This is a genomic window from Buttiauxella sp., from assembly GCF_049686335.1.
Classification (GTDB): domain Bacteria; phylum Pseudomonadota; class Gammaproteobacteria; order Enterobacterales; family Enterobacteriaceae; genus Buttiauxella.
Genome location: NZ_JBAVHX010000005.1, coordinates 13,487 through 37,797 on the forward strand (window position 1 = coordinate 13,487; position 24,311 = coordinate 37,797).

The window sequence follows — 24,311 nt, forward strand, 5'->3', positions numbered from 1 at the left end:
CGAATATGCTAACAATCCCAGGGCTGTGTTGGCTATGCAAGATGCCACTTGCTTGTGCGCATTGGGGAATTTGCTCGTGCTGTACCAGGGCGTTACCGACACCACCACCGTGCTGTCCTCGCTGCGGGTTGCCCTGCGCCAATCCCCATTTACCTTGCGGCCGTTGTCTGCAAAAGCCTCCACAGTGGGACTCGCTGGTGTTCGTTACCGATTACAGCCAACCGCTCAACCGGCTGATCCAGCGATTTAAATTCAACGGCACCGTCGCGCTGGCTCCTGCTCTGGCGCGCTTAATGATGCTGCGCGTGCTGGAGGCAAAACGCACACAAACCTTGTGCAAACCGGATTGCATGGTCAGTGTTCCGCTGCATTCAAGTCGTGCCTGGCATCGTGGCTTTAACCAAAGTGATCTGCTGGCAACCGCGCTTTCGCGCTGGCTTCAGTGCGACTATTTCCCTAAGGGAATCAGGCGCATCCGGGCCGCGCAAACGCAACATCAACTCAACGCCAGAATGCGGAGAAACAATCTAAAAGGCGCGTTCAGGGTTGATTTTCCCGTGGCAGGCCGCCATATAATTATTGTGGATGATGTCGTCACGACGGGCAGTACGGTGGCGGAAATTGCGCGGCTGCTGAAAAAGCAGGGCGCGGCGACTATCCAGGTGTGGTGCCTTTGTCGAACCTTGTAGACCCTCGATGATGGGCGTATTATAACCGACTAAAATAGTCAACTATTGAGCAATCGTTATGATCCGTATTTCCGATACAGCACAATCCCACTTTGCCAAACTGCTGGCAGGTCAGGAAGAAGGGACGCAAATTCGCGTATTCGTCATTAATCCTGGTACTCCAAATGCGGAGTGCGGGGTTTCTTACTGTCCGCCGGATGCGGTTGAAGCATCAGATACTGCCCTCAAATTCGAGCAGTTGACCGCGTATGTTGATGAGTTAAGTGCACCTTATCTTGAAGATGCCGAAATTGATTTTGTTACCGACCAACTCGGCTCACAGCTAACCCTGAAAGCACCGAACGCTAAAATGCGTAAAGTGTCCGACGACGCGCCGTTGATGGAACGCGTTGAATACATGCTGCAAGCGACGGTTAACCCTCAGCTGGCAGGCCACGGCGGTCGTGTCACGCTGATGGAAATTACCGATGAAGGTTTTGCGATTCTGCAATTCGGCGGCGGGTGTAACGGCTGTTCAATGGTCGATGTGACCCTGAAAGAAGGCATCGAAAAACAACTGCTGGCTGAGTTCCCGGAACTGAAAGGCGTTCGTGATTTGACCGAGCACCAGCGCGGCGAGCATTCGTACTACTAATAAATATGGCGGATGACGCTCGCGCTTATCCGCCCTACGCATGCATTTAACGTAGGGCGGATAAACGCAGTATCATCCGCCAAAATTATCTCTATCGCTTCTTACGTCGCTTATCCAAATCCTTCAGCAACTTATTCACTTCATCGTCTGCGAACATTTCCTCAAGCGAAGTCGACAACTTGCGTCGCCAGTTTTTGTACTGATAACTGGTGCCTGGAATATTCACCGGTTCTGCTATGCCTAACCAGTCTTCAGGTTGCAGCCCCAGCAGGGCGCTATTGCTGTCAGCAATGTAGCGCTGCATACCGCGATTGAGCGTACCCGTCATCGCCATCAACGACGCTTTGTGTCCTGCGCGTTTTGGCAGACAGCCATATTTATGCAGGCTATCCAGCAAACCTTGTTTGGCGCGTTCGCGATCCTGATACAGCTCAGTAAGCATCTCTTCATCAGGATACAGGCCCAGAGTTTTACCCAGCGTCAGGTCACCGCTTTCCCAGTAGCCGCGCAGAGTCGGTAAATCGTGGGTAGTTGCGACGGCCATCGACTGTTTAGGCCACGCTTTGGGCGCACGGAACTGCTTCTCCTGATCGTGTTCGAAATAGAGCACTTTGTAGGAGTAAACTCCGCTGTCACGCAGCTTTCCGACGATCTCAACCGGCACCGTACCGAGATCCTCACCGATCACCATACAGTGATGACGTTTACTCTCCAGCGCGAGGATCGACAGCAGATCGTCCACCGGATAATGCACGTAAGCGCCTTTGTCCGCGGTTTCACCATACGGGATCCACCACAAACGCAACATCGACATCACGTGGTCAATACGTAGCGCACCACAACTGGTCATGTTGGAACGCAACAGATCAATAAACGGCTGATAGGCGCGTGCAGTAATCACATGCGGGTCCATCGGCGGCAAACCCCAGTTCTGGCCGAGCGGGCCAAGAATATCGGGTGGCGCACCCACAGAGGCTTTCAGGCAGTAAAGCTCGCGGTCACACCAGGTTTCCGAACCACCTTCTGCCACGCCAACCGCCAGGTCACGATACAGGCCGATTGGCATTTTAAAGCTCTGGCTGGTTTGCCAGCACATCTCAAACTGTGCGTAGGCGAGGTATTGCAGCCACAGATAGAAATTCACTTCATCGCGATGTTCGTTGCAGAAGGCGTTAACTTCCGGGTTATGTGCGTCGCGGAAACCTTCCGGCCACACCGGCCAACCCCAGCGCATTTCATCTTCTTTAACTTGATAAGCGTGCAGCGCATCGAATGCCGCCTGGTAATACAGGCTATCGCCGCCCTGCTGCACAAATGTCTGGAACGCGACGACATGTTCGTCACGCGCACCACGTAAAGAAAACTGCTTCCACGCCATGCGTAGCGCGGCCATTTTCAAAACCGTCACGGTGGAGTAATCCACCCACTGCGCATCGCGTGCCGATTGCAGCGTCGCCTGCGTGGTCGGCATTTTCCACCACGTCTGCGCTTCATCACTCAGTAAGAAGTCATCAACCGCATTCACGTCGATATAAATCACGTTCAACCAACGGCGTGACGACGGACTATACGGACTGGCACTTTCTGGATTCGCAGGATACAGCGCGTGAATCGGATTCAGGCCGATAAACGCCCCGCCCCGTTTTGCTACATCCACCAGCATGCGCTGCAAATCACCGAAATCACCAATACCCCAGTTATGCGTAGAACGTAAGGTGTAAAGCTGAACACATGCGCCCCACAGTTTTTCATCCTGCATTAACGCTGCGGGTTCATAACAGCGTTTTGGCGCAACAATCACGCGGCATTGCCAGTGATGATCATTCTGGCTGACTGTGAGGTCGTGATAGCCTTCCGGCAGCGACGCTGGCAGCAACATCTTTTTGCCGGCCAGAGCATGCCCTTTATGCTGTTTGCCCTCTTCAGTGGTCAACTGCCAGGTGTAATCACCGTTTCCTTCCAGCACCGTCGCCATGCGCGTGCCAGAAGTAAATACCAGGACATTAGCCACTGGCGTAACCCCCACCTTTTTCAAGGTGGGGGTACGGCTCATGGCTTCCAGCAAACGCTGCTTGGTATCCGCAGGAATAGCCTGCGGTTTGCCGTGGGCGTTAATGTAGTTTGGGCTAATTCCCGCCTCCAGGGCGGCGTTATCAAGACGTTTGCTGTCCATGCGTTCCCTTAGCGTTTTGCCTGCCAGATACGTTGCTGATAATCACGGATAGAGCGGTCAGAGCTGAACATACCGCAACGTGCCGTGTTAAGAATGGCGGCGCGCGTCCAGGCATCCTGGTCAAGATACAGGGCATCTGCGAGTTTTTGTGCTTCCGCGTACGCTGTGAAATCGGCCATCACTAAATACGGATCGCCGCCTTGTTTGCCAATGCTGTGCAGCATCTGGTCGAAGGCATGTTTGTCGCCATCGCTATAAACGCCCTTCTCCAGCTCTTTGAGCACCGCATCAAGCACTTTGTCTTTCTTACGCCATTTCACCGGATCATAGCCTTTGGCTTTCAGCGCTTTCACTTCTTCCACGGTATGACCGAAGATAAAGATGTTTTCCTCACCGACCTTCTCAGCGATTTCGACGTTCGCCCCATCGAGCGTGCCGACAGTCAGTGCCCCGTTAAGCGCCAGTTTCATGTTGCCGGTACCGGAGGCTTCTTTGCCTGCGGTAGAGATTTGCTCGGAAATATCCGCCGCCGGGATCATCACTTCTGCCGCCGAGACACAGTAATCCGGCAGGAAGACCACTTTCAACTTGTCGCCAACCACCGGATCGTTATTGATGGCGTGTGCCACTTTGTTAATCGCGAAGATGATGTTTTTGGCGAGGTAGTAACCCGGCGCCGCTTTCGCACCAAACAGATACACGCGTGGCACACGGTCTGCCGTCGGGTTTTCACGGATTTCTTTGTACTGCGCCAAAATGTGCAGCAGGTTCAGGTGCTGACGTTTGTACTCGTGCAGGCGTTTGATTTGCACGTCAAACAACGCATCCGGGCTAATGACAATGCCAGTGCGAACTTTGACGAAAGCTGCCAGTTTCACTTTGTTCTGATATTTGATGTCGCGGTATTCCTTGCGGAATTTCGCATCATCAGCATATTTTTCCAGACCTTCGAGCACATCAAGATTGTTTGCCCACTCTTTCTTGAGCTTTTTATCGAGCAATGCCGCAAGTGACGGGTTGCACTGTTTGATCCAGCGACGTGGCGTAATCCCGTTGGTGACGTTATGGAACTTGTTCGGCCACAGCTGGTGATATTCCGGGAACAGGTCTTTGACGACCAAATCCGAGTGCAATGCTGCAACCCCGTTCACCGCAAAACCACTCACCACACACATGTTCGCCATACGAACTTGCTTGTCGTAAACCACTGCCAGTTTTGCCCATACCGCTTCGTCGCCCGGCCAGGTTTTCGTCACCAGCTTTTTAAAGCGATCGTTGATTTCATTGATAATCTGCATATGGCGCGGCAGCAGCGCTTTCACCAGTTTCTCATCCCAGCACTCCAGCGCTTCAGGCATCAAAGTGTGGTTGGTGTATGCGAAGGTTTTACTGGTGATAGCCCAGGCGTCATCCCAGCTCATCTGGTGCTCGTCGATAAGCACGCGTAACAGTTCAGGAATAGCGATAGTCGGATGGGTGTCGTTCAGCTGAATGACTTCGTAATCCGCCAGTTCCTGAAGCTTACGGCCCGCCAGATGGTGACGACGTAAAATATCGCCAACCGAACACGCGCACTGGAAATACTGCTGCATCAAACGCAGTTTCTTGCCGTTCAGGTGGTTGTCGTTCGGATACAGCACTTTTGTCAGTTTTTCGGCGTCGATTCCCTGTTGCTCTGCTTTCAGGAAGTCGCCGTCGTTGAATTTGGTTAAATCAAAGGGATGAGCGTGTTTTGCCTGCCATAAACGCAGCGGTTGCGAAACGCCGTTGCGGTAGCCAACAACCGGTAAATCCCAGGCTTCGCCATGGAAGACAAACGCCGGCTCCCAGCGAATCGTCTTACCGTCTTTAACGACTTTACCACCGACACCCACTTGTACGTCGAGTGCCGAGTTGTGCTGGAACCACGGATAACTGCCACGATGCCAGTCGTCAGGCGCTTCCATCTGCTGCCCATCTTTGAAGGACTGGCGGAACAAGCCGTACTGGTAATTCAGGCCGTAACCTATCGCCGACTGGCCGACGGTCGCCATGGAGTCGAGGAAACACGCTGCAAGACGCCCTAACCCGCCATTCCCCAGCGCAGGATCGGTCTCCGCCTCCAGCAAGTCGCTCAGGTCGATATCGAACGCTTTCAGTTCATCCGCCACCTCCTGATACCAGCCGAGGTTCAGCAAATTGTTGCCCGTCAGGCGACCAATTAAAAACTCCATGGAGATGTAGTTTACGTGGCGCTGATTTTTTTCAGGTTTAGCCACTGGCTGGGCGGCCAGCAATTCTGCAAGCGCGCCGCTGACAGCATGCCACCATTGTTGGTTGTTCATTTCAGCAGCAGAATGAAGTCCATAACGCTGCCACTGACGTGTCAGTGCAGCCAGAAATTGTGCTTTATTGAAGGTCGTCTGTGACATAGGGGCTCGGGTCCTGTGATGTTCTAATTTCATTACCCGCTAGTGTGCAGGGTGGCCTGGGGTAATTCCTCCTCCTGAGGGGGATTAGGGAGGGAGGAGTAACGGGGAGTAGCTAAAAATGTGATCGCCGCCACTTAAAGTTAGGCGCTATTACCGGAAACGCCCACCAGCACTGAGTTTTCACATCGGCAGCTAACACTGGATAAATGAATTCATCTAATCAATAGATTTGTGACCCGCAGCAACTTACAACGCCTCAAAACCTCAACAATCTTGCAATAACCCGCAAACTGGTCGACTTTGTAGTAAGTATTAATTACGAAGCGTAAAAAAAATCATATTCGCACATATTTCTTTTACACAGTGAAGTGGTAGACCATGCTGATCCCCTCGAAATTAAGTCGTCCAGTACGTCTGGAAAATACAGTGGTCCGCGACCGTCTGTTGATGAAATTATCAACAGCCAGTAATTATCGAGTGGCGCTGGTAACCAGTCCGGCAGGTTATGGAAAAACGACGCTGGTTTCTCAGTGGGCTGCGGGGAAAAATGAATTAGGTTGGTACTCCCTTGATGAGGGTGATAACCAGCACGAACGTTTCGCCAGCTATTTGATAGCGGCCATTCAACAAGCGACTTCAGGCCATTGCGTGACCAGCGAAGTGATGGCGCAAAAACGCCAGTACTCAAGCTTAACCGCCCTGTTCGCCCAACTTTTTATCGAAATGGTGGAGTGGCATCGTCCGCTGTTTTTGGTCATTGATGATTACCATCTCATTACCAACCCTGTGATTCATGAAGCGATGCGCTTCTTCATTCGCCATCAGCCGGAAAACCTGACGCTGCTGGTGCTGTCGCGTAATTTGCCGCAGTTGGGAATCGCCAATTTACGCGTGCGCGATCAGCTGCTGGAAATCGGCAGTCAACAACTCGCTTTCACGCACCTTGAAGCGAAACAGTTTTTCGATCATCGGCTCAATTCCCCTCTCGAAAATACCGAGATCAACAGCCTGTGTGATGATGTCGCTGGTTGGGCGACGGCGCTGCAATTAATCGCGCTCTCCGCACGCCAGAACAGTAACTCTTCAGCGCACCATTCAGCACGCCGTCTTTCAGGCATCAACGCCAGCCATCTCTCTGACTATCTGGCCGATGAAGTGCTGGATAATGTCGATGCACAAACCCGTAACTTCCTGCTGCGTAGCTCGATTCTGCGTTCCATGAACGATGCGCTAATTGTGCGTGTCACGGGCGAAGAGAATGGCCAGATGCGCCTTGAAGAGACTGAACGCCAGGGTCTATTCATTCAGCGCATGGATGACAGCGGCGAATGGTTCCGTTTTCATCCGCTGTTTGGCAATTTCTTACGCCAGCGTTGCCAGTGGGAACTGGCGACCGAACTTCCGGAAATCCATCGTGCGGCAGCAGAAAGCTGGATGGCACAGGGCTTCCCGAGCGAAGCGATTCACCACGCTTTGGCCGCAGGCGACTCAACCCTGCTGCGTGATATCCTGCTCAACCACGCCTGGGCACTGTTTAATCACAGCGAATTAGCGTTGCTGGAAGAGTCATTGAAAGCGCTGCCATGGGAAAGCTTGCTGGAAAATCCGAAACTGGTATTGCTGCAAGCCTGGCTGATGCAAAGCCAGCATCGCTACAGCGAAGTGAACACGCTGCTGGCACGTGCTGAGCAAGAAATGAATGTCGTGATGGACGAAACGATGCACGGCGAATTTAATGCGTTACGCGCCCAGGTTGCGATTAACGATGGCAACCCGGAAGAAGCAGAACGGCTGGCGATGATCGCACTCGACACGTTGCCGCTCGCCAGTTTTTACAGCCGTATTGTTGCGACGTCCGTGCATGGCGAAGTGCTGCACTGCAAAGGTGATCTCACTAAATCGTTGTCCGTGATGCAACAAACCGAACAGATGGCGCGCCGCCATGACATGTGGCACTACGCGCTGTGGGGCTTATGCCAACAGAGCGAAATTTTGCTGGCGCAGGGTTTCCTCCAGTCAGCCTGGGAAGCGCAGCAAAAGGCCTTTACGCTGATTGAAGAGCAGCACCTTGAGCAACTCCCGCTGCACGAATTTTTACTGCGTATTCGTGCGCAATTGCTGTGGGCGTGGTCGCGCCTAGATGAAGCCGAAGCCACAACGCGCATGGGTCTGGACGTACTTTCCGGCTATCAACCACAACAGCAATTACAGTGCCTTGCATTATTAGTGCAATGTTCTCTGGCGCGAGGTGATCTGGATAACGCCCGTAATCACCTCAACCGTCTGGAAAATTTGCTGGGCAATGGTGCATTCCACAGTGACTGGGTGTCCAACGCTGACAAAGTGCGGGTGATTTACTGGCAAATGACCGGTGATAAACAATCCGCCGCCAACTGGCTACGTCTGACGCCGAAACCTGAATTTGCCAATAACCATTTCCTGCAAAGCCAGTGGCGTAACATCGCGCGAGCGCAGATTTTGCTGAGCGATTTTGAGCCGGCTGAAATGGTGCTGGAAGAGTTAAACGAAAATGCCCGCAGCCTGCGATTAATGAGCGATCTCAACCGCAACCTGCTGCTGCTAAATCAGCTTTACTGGCAGGCCGGTCGCAAGAGTGATGCTCAACGCGTGCTGTTGGAAGCACTGGCGCTGGCTAACCGCACCGGGTTTATCAGCCACTTTGTGATTGAGGGAGAAGCCATGGCGCAACAGTTACGCCAGCTGATTCAACTCAATACGCTTCCGGAACTGGACCAGCATCGTGCACAGCGCATTCTGCGTGAGATTAACCAGCATCATCGTCATAAGTTCGCCCATTTCGATGAGAACTTTGTGAACCGTTTATTGACACATCCTGAGGTGCCGGAATTAATTCGCACCAGTCCGCTGACGCAACGCGAGTGGCAGGTGTTGGGGCTGATTTATTCCGGTTACAGCAATGAGCAAATCGCCGGTGAGCTGGATGTTGCGGCTACCACGATTAAAACGCACATTCGAAATTTGTATCAGAAGTTGGGTGTCGCACATCGCCAGGATGCGGTGCAGCATGCGCAAAAATTGCTGAAGATGATGGGTTACGGGGTTTAGTTGCTGGAAAAAAACTGGCGGATGGCGCTTACGCTTATCCGCCCTACGGGAAAGGTGTGTAGAGTGGATAAGCGCGAGCGTCAGCCCCCTACGGGAAAGGTGCTGTAGGGTGGATAAGCGCGAGCGTCATCCACCATTTACATCATGATGCCAGCGATAACTTCGCCTTAGTGCCCCGCTTTACCAACCACTGCGCCACCCGCGCCTGCTGTTCTTCATTCAGCCACATGCCTAATTTGGTACGACGCCAGATGGCATCATCAACACCGCGTACCCACTCATGCTCCACCAGGTAGCGCAGTTCTGCTTCGTAAAGCTCATGGCCGAAGTCTTCGCCCAAATCACTGACGCTGGTCGCGCCTGCCAGAATCAAATCGCTGTTGCTGCCGTAAGTGCGTGAGAAACGACGCGCCAGGCTTTCGCTCAGGAAGGTGTAGCGGCGGCGCAGTTGCGCGGCGTAATCATCGCGATCGCCCTTAATGTCGCCACCAGGCAAGGTGCAATCTTTGGTCCAGGCGGGACCCATTTTCGGGTAGTAGCCTTTCAGTTTCTCCAGGGCGTGTTCGGAGAGCTTACGGTAAGTCGTGAGTTTGCCACCAAACACGGACAGCAGCGGAGCCTTGCCCTGCTCATCATGAATATCGAGCGTGTAATCGCGGGTAATAGCCTGCGGGGAATCGGACTCATCATCACACAACGGACGCACACCTGAGTAAGTCCAGACGATATCATCGCGGCTCAGCGTCTTTTTAAAGTGTGCGTTGTAAGCATCCAGCAGGTAGTTAATTTCATTTTCATCGATGTGGACATCTTTTGGGTCGCCCTTATATTCCACATCGGTGGTACCAATAATGGAGAACTCATCCATCCACGGAATGACAAACACGATGCGTTTATCTTCGTTCTGCAGAATGTAAGCTTGCTTCTGATTGTGTACGCGCGGCACCACAATGTGGCTACCTTTGATCAGTCGGATACCGTATGGCGAAGGCAATTCCAGGCCGTCGTCAAAGAAGTTTTTCACCCATGGGCCAGTGGCATTCACAAGGCCACGAGCACGCCAGCTGAACGTTTCGCCGGTGTCACTATCTTGTGCTTCGACAATCCAGAAGCCGTTTTCACGCCAGGCGCGCGTGGCGCGCGTGCGGGTTTTCACCTCGCCACCTTCACGCGTCACCATTTGCGCGTTCGCTAAAACCAGGCGCGCATCGTCGACCCAACAGTCGGAATATTCGAAACCGCGCACGATAGTAGATTTGAGAACCGAGTCCGCGCCAAAACGCAAACCGGTGGACGCAGGCAAACTGGTGCGTTTACCGAGATGGTCGTACATAAACAGACCGATACGAATCATCCATGCCGGGCGCAGATGCGGACGGTGTGGCAGACGAAAACGCATCGGGAAAGCAATGTGGGGAGCCATGTTCAGCAGCACTTCACGCTCGGCTAATGCTTCACTCACCAGGCGAAACTCGTAATGCTCAAGGTAGCGCAAGCCACCGTGGATCAATTTCGAGCTGTTAGAAGATGTCGCACTCGCCAGATCCTGAGCTTCAAGCATCAACACGGATAAACCACGGCCTGCGGCGTCAGCGGCGATACCTGCCCCATTTATTCCTCCGCCAATCACAATCAGATCTTTAGTTTCCATGTCACCCTCACGCGCTTTCGTTAAAGTTCAAATATGTTCGTTATCGCTCATACTAGCAAGTCCACGCGCGCTTTGTAACGAAAAAAAAACATTTCTGCGTGATATGGATAACATAATGACGTTAATATACTCGAGCTACTTCAAGATGCAGGTAGGCGGCAAACGAATGACAAATTCGTCGGGAACGAATTTGACCAGCCAAAGGCTGGCCTTCGGTGAGAGACAGGAGTCTCTCATTAATCCCGATGAGCTTACTGAAGTAAGTGATTATTCGGCCCATCCCTGGGCCTCACCCCTTCGGGACGCAGCTCACAGCGTTCAAATCTGCTCCCGGCAGATTTGTCGGGTGAATGAGGGCAGCCAACAACCCTGCAACTTGAAGGGTGACGGGTATATCAGCGGCCATAGGGATGATTCCCTTAATATGGCGCAAGCCGATTGAATAAAGTGACGAGTAAATCCATGGAAACTTTTGAGTGTATTGGTGTGGAAGAAGCACACCAGAAGTTGCAACAGAAAACCGCAGTATTAGTTGATATCCGCGACCCGCAGAGCTTTGCGATGGGCCATACACCTGGCGCATTCCATCTGACCAACGATCGTCTGGTGGCGTTTATGCAGGAAACCGATTTTGAAACACCGGTGATGGTAATGTGCTATCACGGCAACAGCAGCAAAGGTGCCGCGCAGTATCTGCTGCAACAGGGTTACGACCAGGTTTATAGCGTCGATGGCGGATTTGACGCCTGGCATCGCCATTTCCCGGCTGAAGTGGCACACGGGGCGTCTTAAATCGGTTTGTAACAGGTATACTGCTTCCTTTTATCTCGTTGGAATTGGTTAAAACCTTATGATCATGATTACCTCGTTTGCCAACCCGCGAGTCGCGCAGGCATTTGTCGACTATATGGCGACGCAGGGCATTATCCTCGCGATTCAACAACACGAGCAAAGTGATGTCTGGCTGGCAAACGACAGCCACGAATCGCGTGTTCGAGCCGAGCTTGAGCAATTCCTTGCCAATCCTGCTGACCCACGTTATCTGGCTGCCAGCTGGAATACAGGTCAAACCGGCAGTGGTTTGCATTACCAGCGTTACCCTTTCCTCGCGACGATTCGGCAAAAAGCGGGCCCCTTCACCATGGTTATCATGGCCGCCTGCGTGCTGGTGTTTTTAATGATGCAAGTCATGGGTGACCGCGCCGTGATGGTGTGGTTAGCCTGGCCGTATAAAGACAGCCTGCACTATGAACTGTGGCGCTATTTCAGCCACGCGCTGATGCACTTCTCAATTATGCATATCGCTTTCAACTTGCTGTGGTGGTGGTATCTCGGCGGCCCATTAGAAAAGCGCCTCGGCAGCGGAAAACTAATCACCCTGACGCTGGTTTCAGCCTTACTAAGCGGCTTCGTGCAGGCCAAATTCGGTGGCCCACTTTTCGGTGGTTTATCGGGCGTGGTTTACGCTTTAATGGGTTATGTCTGGCTGCGTGGCGAACGTGACCCGGAGAGCGGCATCTATATGCAGCGCGGTCTTTTAGCCTTTGCGGTTCTGTGGATTGTGATAGGATTTTTCGATGTCTTAGGAATGTCGATCGCCAATGCCGCTCACATTACCGGCCTGGTTGTGGGTCTTGCAATGGCGCTGGTTGATACTTTGCATGCGCGAAAACGAACATAGCATTTCAGGAGAATAAAACAGCGTGAAGCAAACACAACGTCATGATGCGATTGTCGAACTGGTTAAAAAACAGGGTTATGTCAGCACCGAAGAGTTGGTCGAAGAGTTTGCTGTTAGCCCACAAACGATTCGTCGCGATCTGAACGATCTGGCAGAACAGAACCTGATCATGCGCCATCACGGTGGCGCTGCATTACCGTCGAGTTCGGTAAATACGCCGTGGCACGATCGCAAAGCGACGCAAACGGCAGAAAAAGAGCGCATCGCGCAGAAAGTTGCCAGTCAGATCCCGAACGGTGCCACGCTGTTTATTGATATCGGCACCACTCCGGAAGCGGTGGCTCATGCGCTGCTTAATCACAGTAATTTGCGAGTCGTGACCAATAACCTGAACGTGGCCAATACGCTCAAGGTGAAAGAGGATTTCCGCATTATTCTGGCGGGTGGCGAGTTGCGCAGCCGTGACGGCGGCATTATCGGCGAGGCGACGCTCGATTTTATCTCTCAGTTCAGGCTGGATTTCGGCATTCTGGGGATTAGCGGCATCGACGGCGATGGCTCATTGCTGGAGTTTGATTACCATGAAGTCCGCACCAAGCGCGCGATTATTGAGAACTCACGCTGTGTGATGCTGGTTGTCGATCACTCAAAATTTGGTCGCAATGCGATGGTGAATCTTGGCAGCATTGCGCTGGTGGACGCGGTCTATACCGATATCATTCCGCCAGCAGGCGTGATGCAGGTGATTGCCGAGAATAATGTTCAACTGGAGTTGTGCTGAGATTGTTTTGCGGCGGATGACGCCTTTGGCTTATCCACCCTACGTTCAGAGCGGTAGGGCGGATAAGCGCAGCGTCAACCGCCACTGTTTATCCGCCCCGTCGCCTTACAATCTCACCGGCTTAATATGCCAAATCTCATCGGCGTATTCCTGAATCGTCCTGTCTGACGAGAAATAACCCATGTTGGCAATATTGTGCATGGTGCGAATCGTCCACTCTTCTGGCTGGCGATACAGCTCATCTACCCTATCCTGACAGTCCACATAACTGCGGTAATCTGCCAGCACCTGATAGTGGTCACCAAAGTTAATCAATGAATCCAGCAGGTCGCGGTAACGCGTTGGCTCGCCGGGGCTGAACGTCCCGGTACCAATTTGCGTCAGCACCTGGTGCAGTTCCTCATCACCTTCATAGTATTCACGTGGCTTATAGCCTTTACGCCGCAGCGCTTCGACCTCGTCCGCCGTATTACCAAAGATGAAGATATTATCTGCCCCAACGTGCTCCAGCATTTCTACGTTTGCCCCGTCGAGCGTGCCGATGGTCAGCGCGCCGTTAAGACCAAACTTCATGTTACTGGTGCCAGATGCCTCGGTTCCCGCTAATGAAATTTGCTCAGAGAGATCAGCTGCCGGGATAATGATCTGCGCAAGACTGACGCTGTAGTTCGGGATGAACACCACTTTCAGACGATCTTTCACCACCGGATCGTTGTTGATCACCGCCGCCACATCATTGATGAGATGAATGATGTGTTTCGCCATGTAATACGCGGACGCCGCTTTACCGGCGAAGATATTCACGCGCGGTACCCAGTCAGCTGTAGGATCGGCCTTAATGCGGTTGTAGCGCGTAATCACATGCAGCACATTCATCAACTGGCGTTTGTACTCGTGAATACGTTTAATTTGTACATCAAACAACGCATTCGGGTTCACCACCACATTCAGATGCTGGCCGATGTAACTTGCCAGGCGCTTCTTGTTAGCAAGCTTCGCCTTACGCACATCCTGATTCACCGTCGGGTAATCAATATGCTGTTTCAGGTCGTTCAACTGGCTGAGATCGGTGCGCCAGGTGCGACCAATATTTTCATCCAGCACTTCTGAAAGCGGCGGGTTTGCCAGCGCCAGCCAGCGGCGCGGAGTCACACCGTTGGTTTTGTTGCAAAAACGCATCGGGAAGATAGCGGCAAAATCAGCGAACAATGATTGCACCATCAGGTTCGAGTGCAGCTCAGAAACGCCATTTACCTTATGGCTGACCACGACCGCAAGCCACGCCATGCGAACTTTTCGTCCATTCGATTCATCAATAATCGATGCGCGCCCCAACAAGCCGGTATCGTTCGGGTGCTGTTCTTGCAAGGTTTTCAGGAAGTAGTCGTTAATCTCAAAGATTATCTGCAAATGACGCGGCAGAATTTTGCCTAACATGTCCACCGGCCAGGTTTCCAGCGCTTCACTCATCAAAGTGTGGTTGGTATACGAGAAGGCCTGGCAGCAAACTTCAAATGCATCTTCCCAGGTAAACTTATGCTCATCGATGAGCAAGCGCATCAGCTCAGGAATCGCTAACACCGGGTGCGTGTCATTAAGGTGGATGGCGATTTTATCCGCCAGATTGTCATAGGTTTTATGCAGTTGGTAATGGCGACTCAGAATATCCTGCACGGTCGAGGAGACAAGGAAATACTCCTGACGCAAACGCAGCTCACGGCCTGAATAGGTCGAGTCATCCGGATAAAGTACCCGCGAAACGTTTTCTGAATGGTTCTTGTCTTCTACTGCCGCGAAATAGTCGCCCTGGTTAAATTTACCGAGGTTAATTTCGCTACTCGCCTGGGCATTCCACAAGCGCAGTGTGTTAGTGGCATCGGTATCGTAGCCCGGGATTATCTGGTCATACGCTACCGCCAAAATCTCTTCGGTTTCTACCCAACGGAATTTTTTAGCTTCCATTTGCACACGCCCACCAAATCGAACTTTGTAGCGCGTGTTGTGGCGTTTGAACTCCCACGGGTTGCCGTATTCGAGCCAGTAGTCGGGGGACTCTTTCTGGCGACCATCAACAATATTTTGCTTAAACATGCCGTAGTCGTAACGAATACCGTAACCACGGCCAGGCAAACCCAGTGTCGCTAATGAATCGAGAAAACAGGCGGCGAGACGACCGAGCCCGCCATTACCGAGGCCGGGGTCGTTCTCTTCGTCAATCAACTCTTCAAGATCCAGCCCCATCTCTTCCAATGCGTTTTTGACATCTTCATAAATGCCTAACGAAAGCAGTGCGTTAGAGAGTGTGCGGCCAATCAGAAACTCCATCGACAGATAGTAAACCTGACGAACTTCCTGGGAAAGCTGAGCGCGGTTAGAGCGCAACCAACGCTCAACCAGGCGATCACGAACGGCAAATAATGTGGCGTTCAGCCACTCATGTTTGTTGGCAATGGCGGGGTCCTTCCCTACCGTAAACATCAACTTATAGGCGATTGAGTGCTTTAAAGCCTCAATACTCAACGTGGGTGACGCATAAGAAAAGGGTGCGTTCATATCAGTGATTCCTGGTGGATGGCTACAGCAAACGTTGGTACAGATCGCGGTAGGAATGCGCCGCCACCTGCCAGCTAAAATCCATGCCCATCGCCTGACGTTGCACAAATCTCCACAACGACGGGCGGGACCACAACACGAAGGCACGCCTAATCGCTCTTAACAGCGACCAGGCATTACTGTCTTCAAACACAAATCCACTGGCGATACCGTCAGCCAGGTTTTCCAGTGAGCTATCCGAAACCGTATCGGCAAGCCCACCCGTGCGCCGCACCAGCGGCAAAGTGCCATATTTGAGACCATACAGTTGTGTCAGACCACAAGGTTCAAAACGGCTTGGCACCAGTATCACATCAGCCCCGCCCATAATCCGGTGCGAGAATGCTTCGTGATAACCGATTTGAACCCCAACTTGCCCCGGATGCTCCGCCGCCGCCGCAAGGAAACCTTCCTGCATCACCGAGTCACCTGCCCCCAGCAACGCCAGTTGCCCGCCTTGCTCGAGTAAACCCGGCAACGCCTCCAGCACCAAATCCAAACCTTTCTGGCTGGTCAAACGGCTCACCACTGCAAACAGCGGCGCTTTGTCGTTAACCTTCAGCCCCATCGCTACTTGCAACTGACGCTTGTTCTCCGCCTTTTCTTCCAGCGTGTCGCGGGTGTAACGCGAAGCCAGAAGTAAGTCATGTGCCGGATCCCAAATTTTTTCGTCCACCCCGTTGAGGATGCCGGACAATCGCCCCTCGCGGTGACGCTGACGTAAAAGCCCTTCCATGCCATAGGCAAATTGCGGTTCGGTTATCTCTCGGGCATAAGTCGGGCTGACTGCCGTAATATGATCAGCATAATAAAGACCGGCTTTCAAGTACGAAATTTGACCATTAAACTCCAGACCGTTTATGTCATAGAACGACCATGGCAGGTCAATTTCATGCATATGATGCGCGAAAAACAGCCCCTGGTACGCCAGGTTGTGCACGGTAAAGACCGACTTTGCCGGACGACCACGCGCTTCCAGATAGGCTGGCACCAGGCCCGCGTGCCAGTCATGTGCATGCACAATATCCGGATGCCAGAAGGGATCCAGGCCACATGCCATCTCCGCACCCACCCATCCTAAAAGGGCAAAACGGTGCACGTTATCGGTGTACGCGAACTGATTGGTATCGTGATACGGGCTACCCGGGCGATCGTACAAATGTGGTGCGTCAATGAGGTAAATCCCCACGCCGTTGAAGTGGCCATATAACAAAGTCATATGACCCGCGAAGGTGTCGCGATGGGCGACAACTTGCGCGTCCACGATGCCACGACGAATGTCAGGGAAAGCGGGCAGCAAAACTCGCGTTTCTACACCGCCTGCGATTTGCGCCGCAGGCAGCGCACCGATTACATCCGCCAAACCACCTGTTTTCAGCAGTGGAAAAATTTCAGAACATACATGTAAAACCTGCATTATCGCTCCCGTATGGAAAATCGTGGCGCTCTCTTAATGAATGTCAGGCGCGCCACACATGGGTCAATCCCATCCTCAGATACCCTCAAACCCTAAATAATTCGCGTTGAAGGAAGGCGGCAAGAGAGTGAGTCCCGATGAGCTTACTGAAGTAAGTGATTCGGGCGAGCAAACGTAGCCAACGCACCAGCAACTTGAAATATAACGGGTTTTAACCATGCAATTTGGCCAGCATCTCCCGGGTTACAAGCACAATACCTTCTTCTGAACGGTAGAAACGGCGTGCATCTTCTTCGGCGTTTTCCCCAACGACCATGCCTTCAGGAATGACGCAAGCGCGGTCGATAATGCAACGACGCAAACGGCAAGAGCGGCCAACCTGAACATCAGGTAGCAATACTGAAGAGTCAATGTTGCAAAACGAGTTGATGCGCACACGCGGGAACAGCACCGACTGAACCACCACGGAACCCGAAATAATGCAGCCGCCAGAAACCAAAGAGTTCAGCGTCATGCCGTGGCTGCCGGAGCGGTCTTGTACAAATTTCGCCGGAGGCAACGGTTCCATATGAGTACGGATCGGCCAATCCCGGTCGTACATATCCAGCTCTGGCGTGACCGAAGCGAGGTCGAGGTTGGCTTTCCAGTAGGCTTCCAGCGTCCCGACATCGCGCCAGTATGGCTCGGCATCCGGGTCAGACTGCACGCAAGAAAGCGGGAATGGATGGGCGAATGCCGAGCCGGATTTCATGACGTACGGAATGATATCTTTCCCGAAATCGTGGCTTGAGTTTTCGTCTTTGTCGTCGGCTTCCAGCAGTTCGTACAGGTAATCGGCGTCGAAAACGTAGATCCCCATGCTGGCTAACGCTTTGCTATCGTCACCTGGCATCGAAGGCGGATTGGCCGGTTTTTCAACAAATTCAATGATCTTTTCTTCGTTATCCACCGCCATCACACCAAACGCCGAGGCTTCATGCAGCGGCACAGGCATACACGCCACCGTACAGCGCGCGCCTTTTTCGACGTGGTCAATCAACATGCGCGAGTAGTCTTGCTTATAGATATGGTCACCCGCGAGGATCACCACGTACTCCGCTTTGTATCGGCGAATAATGTCGAGGTTTTGCGTCACCGCATCCGCTGTACCGCGATACCAGTTTTCACCGTGTACACGCTGCTGCGCCGGAAGCAAATCAACAAACTCGTTCATCTCTTCACTGAAAAACGACCAGCCACGCTGAATATGTTGCACCAGCGTATGTGACTGGTATTGGGTAATAACGCCGATACGGCGAATACCCGAGTTAATGCAATTCGACAGCGCGAAATCGATAATACGGAACTTGCCACCAAAGTGGACGGCAGGCTTGGCGCGCGTTGAGGTTAAATCTTTCAATCGGGTACCGCGCCCACCAGCCAGAATCAGGGCGACAGATTTATTTGGCAGTTGTCTTGCCAACATCAGAGGATCGTTCTTATCAAGCCTAACCATGACTGACTCCTTTTTTATGACTTCTGGAATACGCAGACTCCGTGCGCCGGACCATGCCATACAGCCATCACCACCGGGTTGTCTTCACCGGCAAACGGAGGAATGGCGCGCCATTCCCCTTCGGGTAGTACGATGTCGGCCACTTCTTCGGTAGCGTTAATCGTAATAAGCCAACGTTCTGAAAGCTGGATTTGCAGGCGATGAACGCCGTTTTCCCACTCGTCAGCACTCAGAGGCTGAGCCTCTTTATTCCACCAGCGCACATTGCCATCACCGTCCTCCCACCAGACGTTTCGGGTAAGTGCCGGAATCGTCTTGCGTAGATGAATCAATGCCGCGGTAAATGTGGTTAAGCCATCGTTACAATGCTCCCAGTCAAGCCATGTCAGTTGGTTATCCTGGCAATAAGCGTTGTTATTACCGTGCTGGCTGTGACCATGTTCGTCACCGGCCAAAAGCATCGGCGTCCCCTGGGAAAGCAGTAACAATGTCAGTAAGGCGTGAACACTGTCGCGCCGCCGTTCTTTGATATACAACGAGGCTTCCAGCCCTTCGAAGCCGTAGTTATTACTGTAGTTATTGTTGGTGCCATCACGGTTGTCTTCGCCGTTCGCTTCATTGTGTTTTTGATTGAAGCTGACACAATCACGCAGCGTGAAACCATCATGCGCCGTGATTAAATTGATGCTGGTTGAAGGCTTACGCTCGCCTCGACGATACACATCGCTCGAACCGGCAAAGCGGCACGCGAATCCTCCTAACGATAGATCTTGTCGCAGCCAGAAACGCCGCATGCCATCACGAAAATGGTCATTCCATTCCGCAAATAACGGCGGATAGTTGCCGACCTGATAACCGCCCGGGCCAATATCCCACGGTTCAGCAATCAGTTTTATTTGCGACAACACCGGATCGTTTTTGATGGCTTCAAAAAGCGGTGCATCCTGGCGAAACTCCGGCGTACGCCCCATGATCGACGCCAAATCAAAACGGAAACCGTCAACATGCAGGCTATCCACCCAGTAGCGCAGGCAATCCACGACCTGGTCGACCACCCCTGGGGTACTCAAATTCAACGTATTACCGCAACCCGTCCAGTTTTGGTAATCGCCATTCTCCATTAACCAATAATAGCTACGGTTATCGATTCCGCTTAGTGAGAGAGTCGGGCCATCGCGATCCAGCTCGGCACTGTGGTTGAGCACAATGTCGAGAATCACCTCAATACCCGCGCTGTGTAGCGCTTTAATCGCACCTCGTAACTCATTGGCGGCATTGAGCGGATCGTGATTTACCGCGTAATAACCTTCGACGGCATAGATGGAGCGCGGGTTATAGCCCCAGTAGTTGCTCAGTCCGAGATGTGAAACGCGCGGCTCGCTAACAAAATGTGCCACCGGCAATAGCTCAAGCGCCGTGATCCCTAAGCGTTTGAAGTAGTTAATCATCACCGGATGGCCAAGTGCGGCGTAAGTTCCGCGCAATTCTTCGGGAATGCCTGGGTGAAGCAGCGTCAGACCGCGAACATGCGCTTCGTAAATTATGGTATCGCCCCACGCAGTGCGCGGATGTTCATCGTCTTCCCAGTCAAACTTATCCTGCACCACCACGCATTTCGCCATATGCGGGGCGCTGTCTTCCAGATTCGGTTCGTCATAACCGCCATGCAAATGGGGATGATGTTCAACCCCACCCGCCACCACGCGGGCGCAAGGGTCGAGCAGCAATTTGGCCGGGTTAAATCGGTGGCCGTTTTGCGGTTCCCACGGCCCATGCACGCGGTAGCCGTACTTCAAACCAGGTCTGGCGTTAGGCAAATACCCGTGCCAGATGTCGCCGGTTCGTACCGGTAAATCATAGCGTTGCTCGTGGCCATGCTCGTCGAACACGCACAGTTCGACTTTATGAGCATGGGCGGAAAACAGAGTGAAATTCACCCCTTTCCCGTCGTAGTACGAGCCGTACGGCGCGGAATTCCCAGCGCTGAGTTGAGTCATTCAGCCTCCCGTACCAGCCAGATGGTAGAAAGCGGTGGCAGCGTCAGGCTTAATGAATGCTCGCGCCCATGGCTTGGGATTGCATCACTGTGCACCGACCCGCTATTGCCGGTATTGCTGCCGTGATAATGCATGGAGTCAGTATTAAGCTCTTCACGCCAACGGCCAGGTTGGTTAATGCCGAACCGATAGTGGTGACGCGGCACCGGGGTAAAGTTGCTGGCGACAATGATTTCATTACCCTGCGAATCGCGGCGCACGAAGATAAAGACCGAGTTAACGTTGTCTTCAACCACCAGCCATTCGAAACCGTAGCTGTCGAAATCCAGCTCGTGCATCGCGGCATGATGGCGATAGGTGCGGTTTAAATCGCGCACCAGTCGTTTCACGCCGTGGTGCCAGTTATCGCCCCCTTCCAGCAAGTGCCAGTCGAGGCTGCTGTCGTGGTTCCATTCCCGTCCCTGAGCGAACTCATTGCCCATAAACAGCAATTTTTTGCCAGGGAACGCCCACATCCAGCCGTAGTAAGCACGCAGGTTGGCAAATTTTTGCCATGCGTCACCCGGCATGCGGTCGAGAATAGATTTTTTACCGTGCACCACTTCATCGTGCGACAAAGGCAGAACGAAGTTTTCGGTGCTGTTGTACAACATGCCGAAGGTCATTTTGTCGTGATGATACTGGCGATGAACCGGATCGAGTTTCATGTAATCAAGCGTGTCGTGCATCCAGCCCAGGTTCCATTTAAACCAGAACCCCAGCCCGCCCATCGACGCAGGACGCGAGACACCATTAAAATCCGTCGACTCTTCCGCCATCGTCACCGCACCTGGCGTCTGTTCGCCGATAATGCGATTGGTGCTACGCAGGAATTCGATGGCCTCGAGGTTTTCACGCCCGCCTTTATCGTTCGGGATCCACTCACCAGGCTGGCGGCTGTAATCGCGGTAAATCATCGACGCCACCGCATCGACGCGTAATCCATCGATACCGAAACGCTCAATCCAGTACAGCCCATTGCCCACCAGATAGTTGCTGACTTCACGCCGTCCATAGTTATAAATCAGCGTGTTCCAGTCCTGGTGATAGCCTTCACGCGGGTCGCCGTGTTCATAGAGCGAGGTACCATCGAATTTCGCCAGACCCGCATCATCCGTCGGAAAATGCCCTGGAACCCAGTCGAGCAGCACGTTCAAGCCCGCAGCATGGGCGGCATTAATAAAGTAACGGAAGTCTTCACGCGTGCCGAAACGGCGCGTTGGTGCATACAGCCCTTGTGGCTGGTAACCCCAGCTGCCATCGAACGGATGCTCGTTAATCGGCAACAGTTCGAGGTGGGTAAAGCCCATCTCTTTCACGTACGGCACCAGTTGGTCCGCCAGTTCGCGGTAGCTGAGCCAGAAATTATTGTCGGCGTGGCGACGCCAGGACCCGAGATGCACTTCATAAATTGAAATCGGCTGATCAAAACCATTGGCACGCTGGCGTGCAGGGCTGAGCGTAGTTTTCTCCGGCAAGCCACAAATAAGCGATGCCGTTTCTGGCCGCATTTGTGACTCAAAGGCATACGGGTCAGCCTTCAGGCGCAAATTACCTTCGATATCAATCAGTTCAAATTTGTATAACTGCCCAGGATGAGCACCGGGAATGAAAAGTTCCCAGATCCCGCTTTCGCGGCGTAAACGCATTGGATGGCGACGACCATCCCAATAGTTAAACTGCCCAACGACAGAGACTCGGCGGGCGTTCGGTGCCCAAACGGAGAAACGTGTGCCGGTGACGCCATCCATTGTGTCGGCGTGAGCACCGAGTGTTTCGTAAGGGCGTAAATGCGTGCCTTCGGACAATAACCAGCTATCCACATCCTGGATTAACGGCCCAAAGCGATACGGATCATCAATAAGATTTTCATGGCCATGCCACATGACAGCCAGTTGATAACGGAATAGATTTTTACGACGGGGGATAATCCCGCAAAAGAAACCACGTGAATCGATGCACTCTAACTTACCGACCTTTCCCCCAGTTTTTGGTTCGATGACCCACACTTCGGTGGCGTCAGGCAACAGGGCACGAACTTCCAGCCCGGCTTCTGTTTTATGCATTCCCAGCAAGGAAAATGGATCAGCAAAATGACCCGCAATTAGCGCATTTATCACGTCTTTTTCTGGATGAACAGACATGGGTATCGTCCTGTTTTTTTGTCTCATCCCGGCGCTACGCTTACGCGCTCAGGTGAAAATTATCATTGACCTAACAGGCAGCGTAAAAGAACTCCTGTAAGCTGCTCCGCCCAACAACTCATCACGACAGTTTTCGCCGCCCTGAATAAAGCATAGCCAACGCTCTGTTTTGCTCCCGAAAATTAATGAACTAAAGTCATACGTTCCATGTATACCCAAAAAAATCGAGTTATGGGAAGGCGGTAAACTCAGGAATCCCCAGGAGCTGACTTAAGTAAGTGACTGGGGTGACGGAGTGCAACCAACACACCCATAACTTGAAGTATGAAGGGTATATGACGTGATAAAAAAAGGGGCTGCAATGCCCCTCTTGTAAATAAGTGTACTTATGCGAGCAAGCGCAACATTCTGCGCAACGGCTCTGCAGCGCCCCACAATAATTGGTCGCCAACTGTGAAGGCTGACAGGTATTCCGGACCCATGTTGAGTTTACGCAGACGACCGACCGGAGTGGTCAGTGTGCCAGTCACTGCCGCAGGAGTCAGTTCGCGCATAGTGACTTCGCGATCGTTTGGCACCACTTTCGCCCACTCGTTATGGCTGGCCAGCATCTCTTCGATGGTTGGCAGCGAGACGTCTTTTTTCAGTTTGATAGTGAACGCCTGGCTGTGGCAGCGCAGTGCGCCAACACGAACACACAAGCCATCAACCGGGATAATGCTGCCAGTATTCAGGATCTTGTTAGTTTCAGCCTGACCTTTCCACTCTTCGCGGGTTTGGCCGTTATCGAGCTGCTTGTCAATCCATGGGATCAGGCTTCCCGCTAATGGCACGCCGAAGTTATCCGTTGGCAGGCCGCCGCTACGGGTCAAATCGGTAACTTTGCGTTCGATATCCAGAATAGCAGAAGCAGGATCGGCAAGCTCAGTCGCCACATGATTGTGCAGTTGACCCATTTGGCTCAGCAGTTCACGCATATGACGCGCACCGCCGCCGGAAGCCGCTTGATAAGTCGCCACAGACACCCATTCAACCAGGTTGTTTGCAAACAGGCCGCCGAGGGACATCAGCATCAGGCTGACGGTACAGTTGCCGCCAACAAAGGTTTTGACGCCGTTGTTCAGACCTTCCTGAATAACGTGCTGGTTAATCGGGTCGAGAATAATAATCGCGTCATCTTTCATACGCAGAGAAGAAGCCGCATCAATCCAGTAACCTTGCCAACCGCTTTCACGAAGCTTTGGATAGATTTCGTTGGTATAATCGCCGCCCTGGCAGGTAATGATAATGTCCAGCGCCTTCAGCGCTTCCAGGTCATATGCGTCCTGCAACGTGCCGTTGTTCTGGCCAGCAAAAGACGGGGCCGCGAGGCCTAACTGGGAAGTGGAGAAGAAAACCGGACGAATGGCGTCAAAATCACGCTCCTCAACCATGCGTTGCATGAGTACGGAACCGACCATACCGCGCCAACCGATAAAACCAACATTTTTCATAGCGACTAATCCTGCAGAGATGTTTGC

At 52.6% G+C, this 24,311-nt stretch carries 15 protein-coding genes; 6 read left to right on the forward strand and 9 right to left on the reverse strand.

Features of this window, described 5'->3' with window-relative positions; translation table 11 throughout:
* The first annotated feature begins 5 nt into the window (after positions 1 to 5).
* Positions 6 to 689, forward strand: a complete 684-nt coding sequence (gntX, locus tag WBL83_RS04660) for a DNA utilization protein GntX (RefSeq protein ID WP_424588056.1) — start codon at positions 6 to 8, stop codon at positions 687 to 689.
* A gap of 58 nt (positions 690 to 747) precedes the next feature.
* A complete protein-coding gene (gene nfuA, locus WBL83_RS04665; protein ID WP_034460317.1) occupies positions 748 to 1,323 on the forward strand; it encodes a Fe-S biogenesis protein NfuA in 576 nt (191 codons plus the stop codon).
* 91 nt (positions 1,324 to 1,414) lie between these two features.
* On the opposite strand, the gene malQ is transcribed toward nfuA, so the two are convergent.
* Positions 1,415 to 3,496, reverse strand: a complete 2,082-nt coding sequence (gene malQ / locus WBL83_RS04670; protein WP_424588057.1) for a 4-alpha-glucanotransferase — start codon at positions 3,494 to 3,496, stop codon at positions 1,415 to 1,417.
* 8 nt (positions 3,497 to 3,504) lie between these two features.
* A complete protein-coding gene (gene malP / locus WBL83_RS04675; RefSeq protein WP_424588058.1) occupies positions 3,505 to 5,907 on the reverse strand; it encodes a maltodextrin phosphorylase in 2,403 nt (800 codons plus the stop codon).
* A 378-nt stretch (positions 5,908 to 6,285) separates the two neighbouring features.
* Between malP and malT the strand changes: the two genes are divergently transcribed.
* Entirely contained in the window at positions 6,286 to 8,994 is a 2,709-nt protein-coding gene (malT, locus tag WBL83_RS04680) for an HTH-type transcriptional regulator MalT (RefSeq protein ID WP_424588059.1), read from the forward strand.
* A gap of 142 nt (positions 8,995 to 9,136) precedes the next feature.
* On the opposite strand, the gene glpD is transcribed toward malT, so the two are convergent.
* A complete protein-coding gene (gene glpD, locus WBL83_RS04685) occupies positions 9,137 to 10,645 on the reverse strand; it encodes a glycerol-3-phosphate dehydrogenase (protein WP_424588060.1) in 1,509 nt (502 codons plus the stop codon).
* Between the two features lie 462 nt (positions 10,646 to 11,107).
* Here glpD and glpE point away from each other — a divergent pair, with 462 nt between their 5' ends.
* From glpE to WBL83_RS04700, 3 genes are read left to right on the forward strand one after another with little or no spacing between them, the layout of a single operon-like run.
* Positions 11,108 to 11,437, forward strand: coding sequence for a thiosulfate sulfurtransferase GlpE (gene glpE / locus WBL83_RS04690; RefSeq protein ID WP_424588061.1), 330 nt, complete (start codon positions 11,108 to 11,110; stop codon positions 11,435 to 11,437).
* Positions 11,438 to 11,495: 58 nt separating this feature from the next.
* Positions 11,496 to 12,326, forward strand: coding sequence for a rhomboid family intramembrane serine protease GlpG (gene glpG / locus WBL83_RS04695; RefSeq protein ID WP_424588062.1), 831 nt, complete (start codon positions 11,496 to 11,498; stop codon positions 12,324 to 12,326).
* A gap of 22 nt (positions 12,327 to 12,348) precedes the next feature.
* Positions 12,349 to 13,107, forward strand: a complete 759-nt coding sequence (locus WBL83_RS04700) for a DeoR/GlpR family transcriptional regulator (protein WP_424588063.1) — start codon at positions 12,349 to 12,351, stop codon at positions 13,105 to 13,107.
* 105 nt (positions 13,108 to 13,212) lie between these two features.
* Here the strand turns inward: WBL83_RS04700 and glgP are convergent, their stop codons facing one another.
* The 6 genes from glgP to asd all read right to left on the reverse strand — a co-directional run bounded on the left by glgP (position 13,213) and on the right by asd (position 24,284).
* Positions 13,213 to 15,660, reverse strand: a complete 2,448-nt coding sequence (gene glgP / locus WBL83_RS04705) for a glycogen phosphorylase (protein ID WP_424588064.1) — start codon at positions 15,658 to 15,660, stop codon at positions 13,213 to 13,215.
* Between the two features lie 22 nt (positions 15,661 to 15,682).
* Positions 15,683 to 17,116, reverse strand: coding sequence for a glycogen synthase GlgA (glgA, locus tag WBL83_RS04710; protein ID WP_424588065.1), 1,434 nt, complete (start codon positions 17,114 to 17,116; stop codon positions 15,683 to 15,685).
* Positions 17,117 to 17,327: 211 nt separating this feature from the next.
* A complete protein-coding gene (gene glgC / locus WBL83_RS04715) occupies positions 17,328 to 18,611 on the reverse strand; it encodes a glucose-1-phosphate adenylyltransferase (RefSeq protein WP_424588066.1) in 1,284 nt (427 codons plus the stop codon).
* 14 nt (positions 18,612 to 18,625) lie between these two features.
* Positions 18,626 to 20,608 (reverse strand): glycogen debranching protein GlgX, encoded by a 1,983-nt coding sequence (gene glgX, locus WBL83_RS04720; protein WP_424588067.1) that lies wholly within the window; start codon positions 20,606 to 20,608, stop codon positions 18,626 to 18,628.
* Entirely contained in the window at positions 20,605 to 22,791 is a 2,187-nt protein-coding gene (glgB, locus tag WBL83_RS04725; protein WP_424588068.1) for a 1,4-alpha-glucan branching enzyme, read from the reverse strand. Before glgB ends, glgX begins: the two co-directional genes overlap by 4 nt.
* Positions 22,792 to 23,177: 386 nt before the next feature.
* Positions 23,178 to 24,284, reverse strand: coding sequence for an aspartate-semialdehyde dehydrogenase (gene asd, locus WBL83_RS04730; protein WP_424588069.1), 1,107 nt, complete (start codon positions 24,282 to 24,284; stop codon positions 23,178 to 23,180).
* Positions 24,285 to 24,311: the final 27 nt, after the last annotated feature.

Excerpts from the sequence above, each read along its gene's own strand:
- glgB (WP_424588068.1), bottom strand. The coding sequence starts at position 22,791 with ATGTCTGTTCATCCAGAAAAAGACGTGATAAATGCGCTAATTGCGGGT.
- glgP (WP_424588064.1), bottom strand. The coding sequence starts at position 15,660 with ATGAACGCACCCTTTTCTTATGCGTCACCCACGTTGAGTATTGAGGCT.
- glpE (WP_424588061.1), top strand. The coding sequence starts at position 11,108 with ATGGAAACTTTTGAGTGTATTGGTGTGGAAGAAGCACACCAGAAGTTG.
- glgX (WP_424588067.1), bottom strand. The coding sequence starts at position 20,608 with ATGACTCAACTCAGCGCTGGGAATTCCGCGCCGTACGGCTCGTACTAC.
- glgA (WP_424588065.1), bottom strand. The coding sequence starts at position 17,116 with ATGCAGGTTTTACATGTATGTTCTGAAATTTTTCCACTGCTGAAAACA.
- malT (WP_424588059.1), top strand. The coding sequence starts at position 6,286 with ATGCTGATCCCCTCGAAATTAAGTCGTCCAGTACGTCTGGAAAATACA.
- malP (WP_424588058.1), bottom strand. The coding sequence starts at position 5,907 with ATGTCACAGACGACCTTCAATAAAGCACAATTTCTGGCTGCACTGACA.
- malQ (WP_424588057.1), bottom strand. The coding sequence starts at position 3,496 with ATGGACAGCAAACGTCTTGATAACGCCGCCCTGGAGGCGGGAATTAGC.
- glgC (WP_424588066.1), bottom strand. The coding sequence starts at position 18,611 with ATGGTTAGGCTTGATAAGAACGATCCTCTGATGTTGGCAAGACAACTG.
- glpG (WP_424588062.1), top strand. The coding sequence starts at position 11,496 with ATGATCATGATTACCTCGTTTGCCAACCCGCGAGTCGCGCAGGCATTT.
- gntX (WP_424588056.1), top strand. The coding sequence starts at position 6 with ATGCTAACAATCCCAGGGCTGTGTTGGCTATGCAAGATGCCACTTGCT.
- asd (WP_424588069.1), bottom strand. The coding sequence starts at position 24,284 with ATGAAAAATGTTGGTTTTATCGGTTGGCGCGGTATGGTCGGTTCCGTA.
- glpD (WP_424588060.1), bottom strand. The coding sequence starts at position 10,645 with ATGGAAACTAAAGATCTGATTGTGATTGGCGGAGGAATAAATGGGGCA.
- nfuA (WP_034460317.1), top strand. The coding sequence starts at position 748 with ATGATCCGTATTTCCGATACAGCACAATCCCACTTTGCCAAACTGCTG.